This is a genomic window from Yimella sp. NH-Cas1 (assembly GCF_022359705.1).
Classification (GTDB): domain Bacteria; phylum Actinomycetota; class Actinomycetes; order Actinomycetales; family Dermatophilaceae; genus Yimella; species Yimella lutea.
The window spans coordinates 829,997-845,185 of sequence record NZ_JAKSGG010000003.1; the positions used below are offsets into that span (position 1 = coordinate 829,997).

Annotated in this window: 18 protein-coding genes and 1 pseudogene; 15 read left to right on the forward strand and 4 right to left on the reverse strand. The window is 67.7% G+C overall.

Translation table 11 applies throughout. From position 1 onward, the window contains the following. Positions 1–55: 55 nt before the first annotated feature. The 12 genes from MF407_RS04340 to dprA all read left to right on the forward strand — a co-directional run bounded on the left by MF407_RS04340 (position 56) and on the right by dprA (position 9,749). Positions 56–1,240 carry an MFS transporter gene (locus MF407_RS04340; protein WP_239701446.1) on the forward strand — a complete coding sequence of 395 codons (1,185 nt, stop codon included), beginning with the start codon at positions 56–58 and terminating at the stop codon, positions 1,238–1,240. Positions 1,241–1,245: 5 nt separating this feature from the next. After that, complete coding sequence (gene rimM / locus MF407_RS04345; RefSeq protein WP_129627421.1) at positions 1,246–1,749, forward strand: ribosome maturation factor RimM; 504 nt, start codon at positions 1,246–1,248, stop codon at positions 1,747–1,749. Between the two features lie 2 nt (positions 1,750–1,751). Further along, entirely contained in the window at positions 1,752–2,465 is a 714-nt protein-coding gene (gene trmD / locus MF407_RS04350; RefSeq protein WP_345770825.1) for a tRNA (guanosine(37)-N1)-methyltransferase TrmD, read from the forward strand. Between the two features lie 273 nt (positions 2,466–2,738). Beyond that, the gene (rplS, locus tag MF407_RS04355) at positions 2,739–3,101 is read left to right on the forward strand and encodes a 50S ribosomal protein L19 (RefSeq protein ID WP_129627415.1); all 363 of its coding nucleotides are present in this window, start codon (positions 2,739–2,741) and stop codon (positions 3,099–3,101) included. Between the two features lie 98 nt (positions 3,102–3,199). Then, a complete protein-coding gene (lepB, locus tag MF407_RS04360; protein WP_239701448.1) occupies positions 3,200–3,613 on the forward strand; it encodes a signal peptidase I in 414 nt (137 codons plus the stop codon). 138 nt (positions 3,614–3,751) lie between these two features. Continuing rightward, a complete protein-coding gene (gene lepB / locus MF407_RS04365) occupies positions 3,752–4,774 on the forward strand; it encodes a signal peptidase I (RefSeq protein WP_239701449.1) in 1,023 nt (340 codons plus the stop codon). Further along, positions 4,771–5,565, forward strand: a complete 795-nt coding sequence (lepB, locus tag MF407_RS04370; RefSeq protein ID WP_239701450.1) for a signal peptidase I — start codon at positions 4,771–4,773, stop codon at positions 5,563–5,565. The genes lepB (MF407_RS04365) and lepB (MF407_RS04370) overlap by 4 nt, the downstream gene beginning before the upstream one ends. After that, positions 5,562–6,308 (forward strand): ribonuclease HII, encoded by a 747-nt coding sequence (locus tag MF407_RS04375; RefSeq protein ID WP_345770826.1) that lies wholly within the window; start codon positions 5,562–5,564, stop codon positions 6,306–6,308. Before lepB (MF407_RS04370) ends, MF407_RS04375 begins: the two co-directional genes overlap by 4 nt. After that, positions 6,305–6,610, forward strand: coding sequence for a DUF2469 domain-containing protein (locus MF407_RS04380; RefSeq protein ID WP_115922624.1), 306 nt, complete (start codon positions 6,305–6,307; stop codon positions 6,608–6,610). Before MF407_RS04375 ends, MF407_RS04380 begins: the two co-directional genes overlap by 4 nt. 99 nt (positions 6,611–6,709) lie before the next feature. Continuing rightward, the gene (locus tag MF407_RS04385) at positions 6,710–7,087 is read left to right on the forward strand and encodes a YraN family protein (protein WP_239701451.1); all 378 of its coding nucleotides are present in this window, start codon (positions 6,710–6,712) and stop codon (positions 7,085–7,087) included. After that, a complete protein-coding gene (locus MF407_RS04390) occupies positions 7,084–8,610 on the forward strand; it encodes a YifB family Mg chelatase-like AAA ATPase (protein ID WP_239701452.1) in 1,527 nt (508 codons plus the stop codon). Before MF407_RS04385 ends, MF407_RS04390 begins: the two co-directional genes overlap by 4 nt. Beyond that, positions 8,607–9,749: a DNA-processing protein DprA gene (gene dprA, locus MF407_RS04395; RefSeq protein WP_239701453.1), complete on the forward strand. Its 1,143-nt coding sequence runs from the start codon at positions 8,607–8,609 to the stop codon at positions 9,747–9,749. Before MF407_RS04390 ends, dprA begins: the two co-directional genes overlap by 4 nt. Here the strand turns inward: dprA and MF407_RS04400 are convergent. From MF407_RS04400 to MF407_RS04410, 3 genes are all read right to left on the reverse strand, one after another. Further along, positions 9,730–10,197 (reverse strand): MerR family transcriptional regulator, encoded by a 468-nt coding sequence (locus tag MF407_RS04400; protein ID WP_239701454.1) that lies wholly within the window; start codon positions 10,195–10,197, stop codon positions 9,730–9,732. The genes dprA and MF407_RS04400 overlap by 20 nt on opposite strands. Further along, entirely contained in the window at positions 10,178–10,555 is a 378-nt protein-coding gene (locus MF407_RS04405; RefSeq protein ID WP_239701456.1) for a hypothetical protein, read from the reverse strand. Before MF407_RS04405 ends, MF407_RS04400 begins: the two co-directional genes overlap by 20 nt. Before the next feature lie 100 nt (positions 10,556–10,655). Continuing rightward, positions 10,656–10,913 carry a hypothetical protein gene (locus MF407_RS04410; RefSeq protein ID WP_239701457.1) on the reverse strand — a complete coding sequence of 86 codons (258 nt, stop codon included), beginning with the start codon at positions 10,911–10,913 and terminating at the stop codon, positions 10,656–10,658. A 113-nt stretch (positions 10,914–11,026) separates the two neighbouring features. Between MF407_RS04410 and xerC the strand changes: the two genes are divergently transcribed. Both xerC and MF407_RS04420 read left to right on the forward strand, forming a co-directional pair. Beyond that, the gene (gene xerC / locus MF407_RS04415) at positions 11,027–11,941 is read left to right on the forward strand and encodes a tyrosine recombinase XerC (RefSeq protein ID WP_239701458.1); all 915 of its coding nucleotides are present in this window, start codon (positions 11,027–11,029) and stop codon (positions 11,939–11,941) included. Further along, positions 11,934–12,911: a DUF3152 domain-containing protein gene (locus MF407_RS04420; RefSeq protein ID WP_239701459.1), complete on the forward strand. Its 978-nt coding sequence runs from the start codon at positions 11,934–11,936 to the stop codon at positions 12,909–12,911. The genes xerC and MF407_RS04420 overlap by 8 nt, the downstream gene beginning before the upstream one ends. Before the next feature lie 12 nt (positions 12,912–12,923). Here the strand turns inward: MF407_RS04420 and MF407_RS04425 are convergent. Then, positions 12,924–13,247, reverse strand: a pseudogene (locus MF407_RS04425) (peptidoglycan DD-metalloendopeptidase family protein); the annotation flags it as partial. 340 nt (positions 13,248–13,587) lie between these two features. Between MF407_RS04425 and MF407_RS04430 the strand changes: the two are divergent. Beyond that, positions 13,588–15,189 carry an AAA family ATPase gene (locus MF407_RS04430; protein WP_239701461.1) on the forward strand — a complete coding sequence of 534 codons (1,602 nt, stop codon included), beginning with the start codon at positions 13,588–13,590 and terminating at the stop codon, positions 15,187–15,189.

Here is a 15,189-nt window from a genome sequence, read left to right on the forward strand (position 1 = left end):
CTCCGGGGAGTCTCGCGTTTCCCCGATCCACTACTGTCACAAGAGGATTCACCAAGTGCGTTCTGCGCTGAGCAGCCGCGACGCCGTCGTGGCCACGGTCGCGACCTTCGTGGTCAACGGTGTCGGAGTCGGCACCGTCGGCGCTCTGATGCCGACACTGGCCGACCGCTGGAACACCGACGCCCGTGGGCTCGGCGTTCTGCTGATGGCTTTCGGTCTGGCGGCGATCGCCGGTATCAACATCGGGGGACGCATGGCCGACCACGGTGGGGCGCTGCGTCCGCTGCGTCTCGGCACCGTCGTGATGGCGGCCGGGATGCTCCTCGTCGCGGCCTCCCCGAACCTGGCCGTGGCCGTCGCAGTGGCGGCGGTGTACGGCTTGGGCAACGGCCTGGTGGACACGACGATGAACGTCATGGCCGTGCAGGTCGAACAGGCGCGACCACGTCCGCTGATGAGCCGTTTTCACGCCTGCTGGTCGATCGGATCATTGCTGGGGGCGCTGATCGTGCTCGTGTGTGGATCGTTGTTCAGCGGGGCGGTCACGATCTCGGTGGCTGCGTTCGTGATCGCGGCGGTGCTGATCGCCACCGATCTGCCCGTGCTGCACCGGTTCGCGGCCGACACCGCGCCGATCGATCACACCGATGAATCGGGAGGGCGGACGAAGGTCCCCCGCGTCGCCTGGATCCTGGCCGCCATGGCCGTCGGTTTCGGTCTGGCCGAGGGCACTGCCTTCGACTGGTCCTCGGTGCACGTGCGCGACGTCGCCGAGGTCTCCTCGACGACCGCGGCCTGGGGTCTGGCAGCGTTCTCGGTGTGCATGGTCGGGGTTCGCATGTCCGGCGACTACCTGGTGCACACGTTCGGCCGCCGACTCGTCGTGCGCATCGGAGCCGGTGTCGCAGCAACCGGGTACCTCGTTGCGATCTTGGGCACCACGATGCCGGTGCTCCTGCTCGGTTGGGCACTCGTCGGTGGGGGAATGGCACTCGTTGCGCCGCAGATCTACGGGCTGGCCGGCATGCTCGGTGGCGGACGCGCGATGTCGCGGGTCGTCACGTGTGGGTACGCGACGACGCTCGTCGGCCCGGGAATCATGGGTCTGCTCGTTCACGAGTTCGGCATTCAGCACGCGATGTTACTACCGCTCGCCGGTGCCGTGATGGTGTCGGCACTGTCGCTGGTGATGCCCACCGAGGAATCACGGGGGACTTGGTCGAGGACTTTGGAAGGATGACGCCCATGGATGAGGTTCTCGTCGCTCGCATCGGCAAACCCCACGGTCTGAAGGGTGAAGTGACCGTGCAGGTACACACGGACTCCCCGCAGGAGCGTTTCGTCGAAGGGGCGAGCTTCTCGACCGAGCCCGATCGCGGATTGCTGACGATCCGCGCCGAGCGCGTGCACAACGGCATCCAGTTGCTCTCCTTCGAGGAGGCGAGCGACCGCACTGCCGCCGAGGCGCTCCGTGGCACCCGTCTGTTCGCCGCTCCCGACGAGGAGGACGACGAGGGGTTCTACGAGGACGACCTCGTCGGTCTCGAAGTCGTCGACACCGCCGGCACGACCCTCGGGAAGGTCGTTGCGTTGCATCCGCGTCCGGTACAGGACCTGCTGGAGATCGAGCTGCCGGACGGTCGCACCGCCTATCTGCCGTTCGTCGAGCAGATCGTGCCCGAGGTCGACCTCGACGCCGGCAAGGTCATCGCCGATCCGCCGCCCGGTCTGCTCGAACTGGGGGAGTGAGCGTGCGCCTCGACGTCATCTCCATCTTTCCCGAGTACCTGTCGCCCCTCGACCTGTCGCTGATCGGCAAGGCTCGCCGTGACGGTCTCCTCGACCTGCGCGTGCACGACCTGCGGACGTGGACGCACGATCGGCACCGCACTGTCGATGACACTCCCTACGGCGGCGGCGCCGGCATGGTGATGAAGCCGCAGCCGTGGAGTGAGGCCCTCGATTCGCTTGCTGCAGAAGATGATTCGCGTCCGACGCTGATCGTCCCCGGTCCTGGCGGCGAACGCTTCACCCAGCAGATCGCCCGCGAGTTGGCGGGCAAGGAGCGACTGGTCTTCGCCTGCGGTCGCTACGAGGGCATCGACGAACGCGTCTACGAGTACGCAGCTCGCGACTACGACGTCCGAGTGTTGTCGCTCGGCGACTACGTTCTGAACGGCGGCGAAGTGGCGGTGCTCGCGATGGTCGAGGCGATCGCACGACTGCTGCCCGGCGTCATCGGCAATGCCGAGTCGCTCGTGGAGGAATCGCACGAGGACGGCCTGCTGGAGTACCCCGTCTACACCAAGCCGGCCGACTGGAACGGCCTGGTTGTCCCGGAGATCCTGCTGTCGGGAGATCACGGACGGATCGCCGCTTGGCGCCACCAGCAGCGACTCGAGCGCACCTCGGCTCGGCGCCCGGACATGTACGCCGCCTACCGGCTGTCTCACCCGGACGCGTAACTGGCGATCCGGCCCGCGTCCGGACTTCCGGATCGCAACTGGTGCCGCCGGCGGTGCCAGAAGCAACCTGGATCACCAGACGTGAGCTGCATGTCAAGGAGCGGCACGATTTCACCGGTGGGCCGAGTCTCTGGCAAACTTGATCCTTGTGTCCTGGCCCCCGCCGCAGGGGGAGTGGTCCATCGGCAGGTTCCGGTGGTCATGAGGCCGAAAGGGACACGTTCCGAACCACGAAATCGTGGCGACCTGTGGCGCCACAAGGAAGCAGCAGTCATGCAGAAGTTCGACGAGCTCGACGCCAAGAGCCTGAAGTCCGACATCCCCGCGTTCCGCGCCGGTGACACCGTCAAGGTGCACGTCAAGGTCGTCGAGGGTAACCGCTCCCGCGTCCAGGTCTTCCAGGGTGTCGTCATCCGCCGCCACGGCGCCGGTGTGGGCGAGACCTTCACCGTCCGCAAGATGAGCTTCGGCGTCGGCGTCGAGCGCACCTTCCCGCTGCACACCCCGGTCATCGACAAGATCGAGGTCGTAACCCGCGGTGACGTGCGTCGCGCGAAGCTGTACTACCTGCGCGAACTGCGCGGCAAGGCAGCTAAGATCAAGGAGCGTCGCGAGACCCCGGCCAGCAAGGCCTGAGTCCAGTCGTGACCCTCGAGGGCGGCGATGTGTCTTCGGACGCGTCGCCGCCTTCTGCTTCCCCTCGGCGTTCCGGGCGTCGGCGAGCGTGGATCGCAGTGTTGGCCGCACTTGCGGTGTTGGTGTTGCTTCGTCCGTTGGTGTTCGAGACGTACACCGTGCCGTCGCGGTCGATGTCACCCACGCTGTCACCCGGAGACCGCATCGTCGTCACCAAGAACGGAGAACTCGAGCGCGGCGATCTGGTGGTGTTCGTCGCCGACGAGGCCTTCTACGATCAGCACCCCGATCGAGGAACGCTGCAGCGGATCGGCGACTTCCTCGGAATCCGGCCGAACGAGCGCGTGTACGTGAAGAGGGTCATCGGTCTGCCGGGCGAACGACTGACCGTCGACGAGGCGGGAACGCTTCGCATCGATGACGTCGTTGTCCAGGAGCCGTACCTCGCACCCGGGGTGCTGGCGAGCACGACACCCTTGCGCATCCGGGTCCCCCGGGGCGGTACTTCGTGATGGGTGACAATCGACCGGCGTCGGACGACTCGCGTAATCATCTGGGAGACCCAGGTGGAGGGAGCGTACGGGCCGCCGATGTCATCGGAGAGGTCGTGTGGAGATACTGGCCGAAGAGCGGATGGGGGAGTGTGGACGATGAATGACCGTCAGTTCCGCCTGCCGCGCAAGGAGTCGAAATCCAAGACGAACGACGCTGTCACCGGTGCTCTTTCTCGTGCCGACCTGAATCGCCTCAAGGCGAACACCCAGGACTCATCGGTCCAACAGACAGATGCCATCTCGGCCGACGAGCTCGACGAACTGCGCCGACACGGGCAACGCGAGCAGGTCGGGCGGCTCCCGCGTCCCCAGGACCCGGACGTATCGGCGACCGAGTCCATCTCCCGCGAACAACTGGCGGAGCTCACCAAGCGAGGTGAACCGAACCAGGTCGGACGGCTTCCGGGCCCCGCGGCACCCCGCAAGAGCCGCTTCGGGCGCGAGAAGAAGTCGAGTCGTCCACGGTCCCTCCTGCGTGAACTCGGCATCGTCGTCGCCATTGCCCTCGTCCTGTCGGTGCTCGTGAAAACCTTTCTGGTGCAGCCGTTCTGGATCCCGTCGGGTTCGATGGAGAACACCCTCGTCCGCGGCGATCGGGTGGTCGTCAGCAAATTGACCCCCGGACCGTTCGATCTCAAGCGCGGCGACGTCGTTGTCTTCTCCGACGACGAGAACTGGCTCGAGTCGCCGAACGTCGAGCGCAGTGCCATCGCCAACGCGATCGTGAAGCCGCTGCAGTTCTTCGGGCTCTACCCGGAGGGCGACGACCACCTGATCAAGCGGCTGATCGGACTTCCCGGTGACTCGGTGAGTTGCGTGCCGGGTGAACGCATGAAGATCAACGGGCAGCCGGTCTCCGAGCCCTACCTCTACTCGGGAGACGAAGCCTGCGACGAGCCGTTCGACATCGTCGTCCCACAGGGTCGAGCCTGGGTGATGGGCGACCATCGCAGCGGTTCCAGCGACAGCCGTGCGCACGATGAGGAATCCGGCGGCCTGCAGGGTTCGATCCCGATCGACTCGATCACGGGGCGGGCAGTTGCAATCGTCTGGCCACTGGACAGAATGGGTGGGCTCAGCAATTTCTCCTCGACCTTCGACAAGGTGCCGAATTCATGACGAACGACTCCGCGGACTCCGCGAAGGCGAACGACCCGCACGACACCTCGCGTAGCACCCCGGACGACGCCAAGATCGATGATTCCTACGCGCCCGGCGAAGTTCCCGAAAAGCAGGATGCCCAGCACAAGCGCGGTAAGGCCAGCGTCCTGAAGGAAGCGATCGTGGTCGCGGTCATCGCGCTGACTCTGTCGTTCCTGGTGAAGACTTTCGTGGCGCAGCCGTTCTACATCCCGTCGCAGTCGATGGAGAACACCCTCGACATCGGTGACCGCATCGTGGTCTCGAAGTTCACCCCGCAACACTCCGACCTGCATCGCGGCGACGTCGTCGTGTTCTCCCAGCCGGCCACCTGGGGACCCCCGCCGCCCGAGAGCAGCAACGCCGTGAAGCGGGTCGTCAAGGACGGCCTGACCTTCGTCGGCATCCTTCCGGGTGGCGCTCAGCACCTCGTCAAGCGGCTCATCGGCCTGCCCGGCGACGAGGTGGCGTGTTCCGGCCAGAAGATGAAGGTCAACGGCGTCACGCTGAACGAGCCGTATCTCAAGCCTGGAGTCAAGCCCTGCCAGACCGACTTCTCGGTCACCGTCCCGAAGGACCGGATCTGGGTCATGGGCGATAACCGGGACTCCTCCTACGACTCCCGCGGTCATGATGACGGCACCGGGAGCACGGGGTCGGTGCCCGAGTCCGACATCACCGGACAGGTCGTGGCCGTCGCCTGGCCGCTGACACGGATGCAGAGTGTCGATGCCCACCCCGCGACGTTCGAGAAGGTGCCGAACAAGTGACGGTCGGCCGCAAGCCGAGCCTGCGAGCGGAGCGGGCGCTGCAACGCGAGGGCTACCGGGTGCTCGCCGGAATGGACGAGGTCGGACGCGGAGCGCTGGCCGGACCGGTGTCGGTGGGAGTCGTCGTCATCGACGAGCGCACTCGCACCGCACCCGCCGGCGTGAAGGACAGCAAGCTGCTCAGCCCGCGCGCCCGTGACGCGATGGTTCCGCGAGTGCGGCGTTGGGCACTCGAACACGCCGTCGGCCACGCCAGTGCGGCCGAGATCGACCAGATCGGCATCATCGCCGGACTACGGTTGGCCGGACGCCGCGCGCTCGCGCAACTGACGATCGTGCCCGACCTGGTGATTCTGGACGGCAACCACGACTGGTTGACCGACCCACGCCAGGAAGGACTGCTGGCTCTGGTCAGTGATCAGCCGCCCGCGCCCCCGGTACGGACGATGATCAAGGCCGACATGAAGTGTTCGTCCGTTGCAGCTGCAAGCGTGCTGGCCAAGGTGGAACGCGACTCGATCCTTGTCGCCCTGCACGACCAGCACCCGCATTACAACTGGGCCGGTAACAAGGGTTACTCCGCGCCCGACCACCTGGCCGCACTCGATGAGCACGGGCCGTGTGAGTTGCACCGCCGCTCCTGGCGCCGATTCACTCAAGCCGATCAGGTGCTTGACGGATGCTACGCCGGCAGCGACAGCACGCCTACAGTGGAGCGCACCAGCGTGAAGGAGGGCGCGTGAGCGCTGAGGATCTTGAGAAGTACGAAACCGAGCAGGAACTCCAGCTCTATCGCGAGTACCGCGACGTCGTCGGTCTGTTCACGCACGTCGTGGAGACCGAGCGTCGGTTCTACCTGTGCAACGAGGTCGACGTGCTGGTGCGCGGCGAAGGCGCCGAGGTCTTCTTCGACGTCCGGATGAACGACGCGTGGGTGTGGGACGTGTACCGACAGGCGCGTTTCGTGAAGAACGTGCGGGTGCTGACGTTCAAGGACGTCAACGTCGAGGAACTCCCGCCCCGCGACCTGCAGATGCCGGAGTGATCCACAGCCTCGATCTGAGTACCGGGTTGTCCACAGCCCGCCACTGAGCGTTCGCCCGTTCTCGGGCGTCGTCGCAGGCTCACCGTCGGAGGTGAGCTGATGAGCGAAGAAATGACCCGGCACCGTCGGTCGCTGGGGGAAGAAGGCGAGGAGATCGCCGCCGACTACGTGCGATCACTCGACTGGATCGTGGTCGAACGCAATTGGCGGTGCCCTGCCGGTGAGCTCGATCTGATCGCGTACGACCAGGCCGAGGCATGCGTGGTCGCCGTCGAGGTGAAGACCCGGACGACCGCCTACTTCGGACGGCCCGTCGAAGCCGTCAAGCAGGCGAAGATCGATCGGCTGCACCGCCTCGTGCGGATGTACCTGTCACAGCAACGTCTGTCCGCCCGACAGGTGCGAGTCGATCTGATCGGCATCGTGTTGGTCGACGGCAGCGTCGTCGACCTCGAGCACCTGCGGGACATCGCATGACTCTGGGACGGACGCTGTGTGTTGCCGTCAACGGTATCGACGGCACGGTCGTGGAGGTCGAGGCCTTCACCAGCCCCGGGCAGCCGGCGTTCGGGATCATCGGTCTGCCCGACAGCGCATGCCGGCAGGCTCCCGACCGGATCAAAGCTGCTGCGGCCAACAGCACGCTCCTGCTCCCGCGGGACAAGATCACCGTGAATCTCTCGCCGGCGGCGCTGACCAAACAAGGATCCGGCTACGACCTCGCGATCGCGTTGGCCGTGTTGGCGACACGAAAAGCACTGGATCCCAGCGTGATTCGCGACATTGTGCACCTCGGTGAGCTCGGACTCGACGGGATGCTTCGTCCGGTCGCGGGCGTGCTGCCGGCGGTGCTTGCAGCACGTGATCACGGCGTCTCGGCCGTCGTGGTGCCGGTGGGCAATGCGCGCGAGGCCAGTCTGGTGAGCGGGATCCAGGTCGTACCGGCGTCATCCCTGGCCCAGATCGTCGAGCGCTACCAGTGTGTGTACAAGAGGCGGCCGCTCCCGCCGTTGCCGGACGTGCCGGCCCCTCGTAAGCGGGGTGATCGCGCTGTGCACGACATGGCCGACGTCATCGGTCAGCCAGAGGCCAGGTTCGCGATCGAGGTCGCCGCCGCCGGCGGACACAACCTTGCGATGGTCGGGCCTCCCGGAGCCGGCAAGACAATGCTCGCCGAGCGGCTGGTCGGCATCCTGCCGCCACTGCCGGAGGAGACCGCGCTGCAGGTGACGGCGATCCATTCGGTGCTCGGCGCGTTGAAGGACGGCGAGTTGGTGCGCCGCGCCCCGTTCGTGGCGCCCCACCACGGCGCGAGCATGGCGGCGATGGTCGGCGGAGGCACGCAGAAAGTGCGGCCCGGCGCGATCAGTCGCGCACACGGTGGAGTGCTGTTCCTGGACGAGTGCCCGGAGTTCTCCAGGGAGGTGCTCGACGCGCTGCGCCAACCGCTGGAGTCGGGCATGGTCGAGGTGGCGCGTTCGGCGGGCTACTTCAAGTACCCGGCGCGCTTCCAACTGATCCTCGCTTCCAATCCGTGCCCGTGCGGCCTTGGCCTCACCCGTGGATGTCGTTGCACCGCAACGATTCTGCGTACCTACCGCAACAAGCTGTCCGGCCCGTTGATGGATCGTGTCGACGTGCAGTTGCAGGTCCAGGCAGTGACGAAGGTGCAGAACGCGCCGCCCCAGGAACCCTCCGCGGTGATCGCCGAACGGGTGGAGGTCGCGCGACGGCGACAGCGCGAACGCTGGGCGAGCGAAGGTCAGACGACGAACTCTTCGGTCAGCGGGGCCGTCCTGCGGTCCGGGCGCTGGCGACTACCCGCGGAGGTCACGCGGCCGCTCGACCATCAGCTCGACCGCGGGATCCTCACGCTGCGCGGTTACGACCGCTGCCTGCGCCTGGCCTGGACACTCGCCGACCTCGCCGGCGCTGATCGCCCGCAGGCGCCACATCTCATGCAGGCATTGGGTCTGCGGTCGGCACAGGAGGCGGCATGAGTACCGAGTCCGGTCACCGGCAGTCGCTCGACGCCGAAATGCGGCACCTGACTGCCGAACGCGAGGCAAGGCTGCGGCTCAACATCGCTGTCGAACCGCTCGATCGCGTCGTCACTCCGAAGCTGGTGGGCCTGTCGGCCCAGGACGCGTGGACGACCGTGCAGAACGGTCTCGGCGGACCGTTCGAACGGTGCCGTGCACGCATCGAACAACTCGAACTCGATCGGTTGTTGGACGCCGCAAGGTGCCTGCGAATGCGACCGATCTTCCCCGGCGACGACGAATGGCCGACCGGCCTGGAAGATCTGGCCGTGCCTCCCTGGTGTCTGTGGGCGCGCGGGCACGGACGGCTCGATCAGTTGGTCGCCCGTTCGGTCGCGATCGTGGGGTCCCGGGCGGCCACGCCGTACGGAAGCACGCTCGCGCGGACCCTGGCCGCCGAACTGAGCAGCAACGGCGTCACAGTGGTCTCGGGTGCGGCATTCGGGATCGACGCCGCAGCCCACGAGGGAGCACTCGGCTCGGGATCGGCGACAGTCGCCGCGCTCGCCTGTGGGCTTGACCGTGCTTACCCAGCGGCGCACCGCGACCTACTGGACCGCATCCGGGACGACGGCGTCCTCGTATCGGAGTATCCGCCGGGACAGACACCGATGAAGTACCGGTTTCTTGCTCGCAACCGGTTGATCGCGGCACTCACCGGCGGCACGGTGGTGGTCGAAGCGGGTCTGCGGTCGGGATCGCTCAACACCGCGAGCTACGCGAATGATCTCGGGCGCCCGGTGGGTGCGATGCCCGGACCGGTGACCTCCGCGACCAGCGCCGGCTCCCACGAACTGATCCGCCAAGGCGCGGTGTTGGTGTCGGACGCCTCGGACGTGCTGGAGTTGCTCGGCCCGCTGAGCGTGCCCGCCCTCGACCCGAAACGGGAGCAGGACACGATGCTCGACCTGTTGTCGGAGGTTGCCGGTCGCACCCGCGACGCCTTCCCGACCGGTCGTTCCGTCAGCGTCGACGTCCTGGTCGCCCGGGCCGGCCTGGAGGTGGGCGAGGTGCTCGCCGGGTTGGGGGAGTTGCGGGCGCTCGGCATGGTCGAACAACGTGACGAAGGGTGGCGCCTCACCCGGGCCGGTCAGTGAGCGCGCTGTCCACGACTGACTCGATGTCGGTCTTTGCGTCGGTCGCTGCGTCCGGACCGCAGTCGAGCGGCGTGTCGGGCCACGGTTCGCCGGAGTCGAGTTCGGCCCGCCACGACGTCAACCGGGCCCGGGCACCAAGGAGCATCCGCTCCTTCTCCTCCAGCGCCGCCTCCAGTCGGTCGATCGCGTCCCGCGCGGCGTCGATCCGCTCGCGCACCCTGCGGGTCTCGGTCTTGGCCGCCAGCATCCCGCGCACCTGCTCCAAGCTGAAGCCGACCTCCCGCAGGGCGGTGATGACCTGCAACTGGTCGAGCGTCGACTCCTCGTAGCGGCGAGCGCCGCCGAGGGTCCGGTCCGGTGCGGGGATGAGACCTTCGCGCTCGTAGTAGCGCAGCGCATCGGCGCTGAGCCCGCTGCGGCGTGACACCTCACCGATGGGCAGCGACATACCATGAGTACAACACGAGAGCGGCCGCGACGAGCGTCGCCCGCACCACGTGGTGGCTCAGGTGGAACGCGCCGATGGTGCGACCCCACAGGAGCGGTGCGGCGCAGACCAGGGCGGCTGCGATGACGGCGAGTGCGATCAACGCCTCGCGCGGCCCACCGCCCGCCGATCGGTCGGGAAGCCCGGCGAGCACGACCGCCGCGAGGCTCAGAACGGCCGCGGAAAGGTAGGCCACCGCGGGCGCGCCGAGGGCGACGGCGTCGAGACCGGTGCCCGATGCCTCGCGGGCGAGGGCGACAAGGGCGACCAGTTGAGACAGGGCGATGAGCGCGAAGGGCGTCAGCAGGAGAATCCACATGACGACGAGCCAAGACCCTGGAGCGCGCTCCAGGTCAAGTCGCGGCAATGTTTGGCCACAACGAAATTCGTAGGCGCTCGGTCTGCGGGTCAGCGCATACTCAGTTCAACGAGAAGCGGTAGAACATCGGCGCCGCCCTGCGCAACGGCTTGTGCGACAGGCCGTGGAAGCAGCCGATGTCGAGGAAGGAGTCGAAGGTGCCGAGCCCCGCGTCCTGGAGTCGGGTGACGTCGACCTCCGCGAAGGTGGCGTTGTCGAGGCCGGCGTTGTTCTCGGCCGCTGCGTCGAGGGCACGGTGCACGGTGTCGATGCCGACCGTCTCCCAGCCACGCTCCTCGACGGCCTCGGCTGGTCGCACGAGCAGTTCGTCGGATGGATTGCAGACACCCTGTAGGCGGTGCTGTTGCCTCCCCGTAGCTGAACCGTGCGGCGTTACCGGCCGGAACGGTGCGTCGGCACTAAGTTGCGATCATGAGCAGCGCGCCCGACGAGCACCTCGTCGCGGACTTCCTCACCCATCTGCGGGTCGAGCGCAACCGGTCCGACCACACCGTGCGGGCCTACGGCGGCGACCTGGAGGCGCTGTCGGGGTTCCTGGCCGAGCGGGGCGTCGACCGATGGGACGACGTCGCTCTGGCCGACCTGCGCTCGTGGCTGGCGTCGATGGACGAAGCCGGCGCGGCGAAGTCGACCATCGCGCGGCGTGCGACGAGCGTGCGCGCGTTCTTCCGGTGGGCGGTGCGACGGGGCGCGCTCGCGCAAGACCCGGCGTTACGGCTGCAGTCTCCCAAAAAATCCAAGACGCTCCCCGGGGTACTGCGTCAGTCGACGGCCGGCGAACTCATGGACGTCGCGGCGGTCGCCGCCGACGACGCCGACCCGGTGCACCTGCGTGACCGAGCGGCCCTCGAACTGCTCTACTCAAGCGGTCTGCGCATCGGCGAACTCGTCGGCCTCGACATCGACGATGTCGACCGGGAGCGCATGGTTGTGCGGGTGCTCGGTAAGGGAAACAAGGAACGCATCGTTCCGTTCGGCCGGCCGGCCGCTCGCGCGCTCGACGCCTGGCTCGACACCGGCCGCCCGCAACTGGCGACCGCGACGTCGGGGCCGGCGGTGTTCCTCGGCCGACGCGGCGCCCGCGTCGATCCGCGCACCGTGCGGCGCTCGCTCGAGAACCTCCTACGACATGTGCCCGACGCCCCCGAACTCAGCCCGCACGGCTTGCGGCACAGTGCCGCCACCCACATGCTCGAGGGCGGCGCCGACCTGAGGATGGTGCAGGAGATGCTCGGTCACTCCAGCCTCGCGACGACGCAGGTCTACACCCACGTCTCGGTCGAGCGGCTGCGGCGCTCGTTCAGTCAGGCGCACCCTCGTGCCTGAGCAGCGACGGCCCCAGCACCAACCGAACAGCCGCCCCGGCAGCCGACCCCAGCAGCGAGCACCGCGTCCCACTCCGGCCCAACTCGCCCGCCGGCGTGACTGGGAACGTCGACAAGCGATGTTCCGGCGGCGCCGGTCGGTGGCCGGCGTGCTCGCCGGTGTGGTGGCTCTCAGCCTCGTGTTCGGTGTCTCCCGGTTGTTCGGCGGCTCGACCGTGGGGGTCGTCGACGAGGCGGCCGCACCGACCGACGGCGCGACGGCCGCGGCATCCGCCTCGGTGCGCGAAAGCGTGTTCTCGACGTCCGGGGCGGCCGCCGGATCGAGCACGGGCACCGCCCAGGCAACGACACCGTCCGCGACGCCGTTCACCGTGACAACTCCGCCAAGTCCGACGAACCAGCGGCCGGAGACAGCCGTGCCTAACGGCGACGGCAAGTTCACCGTCTTCGCGGTGCCCCGACCCGACAGCACCGGTGGCGGACGCGTCGTCTCCTACACCGTGGAGGTCGAACACGGGCTGCGGGCCGACGGCAAGGCGCTCGCGGCGGCGGTGCAGGCGGTGCTGCAAGCACCGCAGGGCTGGCAGCGGGTCGACACGGTGCGGTTCGTGCATCTCGACCAAGCCCAGGTGAAGGCGGGCAAGAAGCCCGACGTCGTCGTCACGTTCGCCTCACCCGGCACCGTCGACAAGCTGTGCGTGCCGCTGTCGACCCAGGGGAGGACGAGTTGCGCGAGCACCCCGCGCGCGGTGCTCAACTACTGGCGTTGGGTCAACGGGGTGGAGTTCTACGGCACGAACCTCGGTGCCTACCGGCAGTACATGGTCAACCACGAGGTGGGCCACCTGCTCGGTCACCTCCACGAGAAGTGCCCGGCCAAGGGTAAGCCCGCACCGATCATGAGCCAGCAGACACTGGGTCTTGACGGCTGCACGCCGAACCAGTGGCCGTCCGCAGCCGCCAAGGCGTAGCGACCACCCTGCTCACGGCACCGGCAGCAGCCGCACCCGGGTCGATCCGAGCAGGGTGAGCGGGTCGCGGTAGTCGCGCGGCCCGACCAGCAGGCCCCAGTGCAGGCAACTGCGCGGGGCGCAGTGCGACCCACCGGCGGCGAGCGTGCCGATGCGATGGCCGCCGGCCACCGAGGTGCCTACCGCGCTGCGGTCGTCGAGCGGTTCGTAGGTGGTGCGGCGTCCGTCGCGGTGGGTGACCGTCACCGTGCCGCGGCCGGCGATCACCCCGGAGTGGGTCACCGTGCCCGCGCCGGCCGCCAGCACTGCCGCACCGGTGCTGCCGAGCAGGTCGACCCCGCGATGCCCCGCGGCCCAGGGGTACCGCGGCTTCTCAAAGGCCCCGCGAGTAGGCGCCGGTCGGGATCGGCGAGGCCGGCGCTTGTGCCGGAGCGGTCGCCCAGAGTGCCGCGGACAGCCAGATGAGGGCGAGGGCCGTCATGCGGGTCACGGTGCGCGCGTCCCGCCGGGGCGCGAGACCTGCCGGGGCGCGAGACCTGCCGGGGCGCGAGACCTGCCGGCGTCGTCGGGGACAGACAGGGGGAGAGCCTCAGGTTCTGCCAGCCGGTTTCCCCACCGCGAAGAGAGCAGCATAGATAGATTGCCGTCGTGAGTATCCGGCTGGGAGGTGGCGCTGATGTCAACGACAGATGAGGCCATCGCCGCTCTCAAAGTGTTCAAGAACGTCATCCTCGAGGGACCCCCTGGTACTGGGAAGTCATACTCAGTGGCCGAGATTGCGAGGAAGTGGCCCGGAGTGATCGGCACAGGCACGGACGGCAAACCAGCGAACGGCAACGGGTCCTGGGGCATCACGTTCCACCCGAGCACCACGTACGAAGAGTTTGTCGAGGGTATTCGCTACAACCCCTCGGCCTCCGACCCGACGGACCCCGACAGCAAGCCCCGCGGGTTCGAGCTCAGGCCAGGTGTCTTTCGCACCTGGATCGGCGCCGCGCGAGCTGAACCCGGTAAGGACTTCCTGGTCCTCCTCGACGAGGTGAACCGTGCGAACGTCTCCAAGGTGCTTGGCGACCTGCTGCTCTCCCTGGAGGCATCGAAGCGCCTCAAACACGATCCGGCGTGCACCCGAACGGACAAGAAGCACGAGGCGTGCTGGTCGAACGGCGTCACGACCCAGCTGCCGTATTCCAACGAGCTGCTTGGTGTGCCGTCGAACCTGTATGTCCTCGGAACGATGAACACCTCCGACCGGTCGATCGCCCCGCTCGACGCCGCACTGCGACGCCGGTTCGCGTTCGTCCGTGTCGAACCACTCTCTGGCACTCCGCTCACGACCGCCCTGACGGCCGCGCTTCCCGGAGCTGGACCGGCGGTCGAGCGATCGGCCGCGGCACTCGACAGCCTCAACGGCGCGCTCAGGCATGCCCTGGGCCCGGATTCGATGCTGGGTCACAGCTACCTGTTCGACATCGCCGCAAAGCCAGGGCGCTTCCAGTTCTGGATGGAGGTGAACGAAGGGTGTGTTACCTGGGGCCAGCTCCAGACCACGAAGCCGTTCGCCAACGCCCTCCTCGCAGCTGTGGGGGTCGACACCCGGCTCGACATCCGGGGCTCCGAAGCCGAGCTGGACATCCGGTACAACGGCGCCACCTACCCGAAGGTCAAGTTGGAGAACCCGACGAGCGGCAACGTCCGATTCGGCGGGAACAACACCGGGATCCCGTTCAGGGACATGACCGACGGCATCACTGTCTGGACGCCGACCGGCGTCGGCGAGGTGCAGCTCGAGTACATCCCGCACGACGCCGCCAAGACCCAACTCGCCGAACACAAGGCGCGTTCGGTGACCGACTACTCAAGCACGGTGCGCGGTCTCGGACGGATCTGGTCCACGAAGGGCACCAGCTACGACGACACCGAGTTGGCGGTGTGGCGATACGCGATCCTGCCCCAGCTCATCGAGACCGTGAGCCAGGCCTTCTCCCTGGACCTTCTGAGCCCGGCCGCTCGGCAGGACTGGCTGACCACCAATCTGACCCCCGCCGTCGCTGCCGACGCTGCGATGGCGCTCGCCTCGTTCGAGGCGTTCCTTAACAATCACCTCGGCCTGCAGATCTCGCCCACCGGCCACGGGCTCGCCGCCAGCCTTGCCATCGAGCCTTTCGAGCCTGCGCACGAACCAGAGGTCCTGGACGCGTCGGAGGGCGAAGGCGGCGAGCCCGAGCCTGAGGTCGCGGCGGCGGCCGAGCCGGCTGTCACCGAGTCGACGGGGTAA

Excerpts from the sequence above, each read along its gene's own strand:
- lepB (WP_239701449.1), top strand. The coding sequence starts at position 3,752 with ATGAATGACCGTCAGTTCCGCCTGCCGCGCAAGGAGTCGAAATCCAAG.
- rplS (WP_129627415.1), top strand. The coding sequence starts at position 2,739 with ATGCAGAAGTTCGACGAGCTCGACGCCAAGAGCCTGAAGTCCGACATC.
- MF407_RS04430 (WP_239701461.1), top strand. The coding sequence starts at position 13,588 with ATGTCAACGACAGATGAGGCCATCGCCGCTCTCAAAGTGTTCAAGAAC.
- lepB (WP_239701450.1), top strand. The coding sequence starts at position 4,771 with ATGACGAACGACTCCGCGGACTCCGCGAAGGCGAACGACCCGCACGAC.
- dprA (WP_239701453.1), top strand. The coding sequence starts at position 8,607 with ATGAGTACCGAGTCCGGTCACCGGCAGTCGCTCGACGCCGAAATGCGG.
- MF407_RS04400 (WP_239701454.1), bottom strand. The coding sequence starts at position 10,197 with ATGTCGCTGCCCATCGGTGAGGTGTCACGCCGCAGCGGGCTCAGCGCC.
- rimM (WP_129627421.1), top strand. The coding sequence starts at position 1,246 with ATGGATGAGGTTCTCGTCGCTCGCATCGGCAAACCCCACGGTCTGAAG.
- MF407_RS04405 (WP_239701456.1), bottom strand. The coding sequence starts at position 10,555 with ATGTGGATTCTCCTGCTGACGCCCTTCGCGCTCATCGCCCTGTCTCAA.
- MF407_RS04385 (WP_239701451.1), top strand. The coding sequence starts at position 6,710 with ATGAGCGAAGAAATGACCCGGCACCGTCGGTCGCTGGGGGAAGAAGGC.
- xerC (WP_239701458.1), top strand. The coding sequence starts at position 11,027 with ATGAGCAGCGCGCCCGACGAGCACCTCGTCGCGGACTTCCTCACCCAT.
- MF407_RS04390 (WP_239701452.1), top strand. The coding sequence starts at position 7,084 with ATGACTCTGGGACGGACGCTGTGTGTTGCCGTCAACGGTATCGACGGC.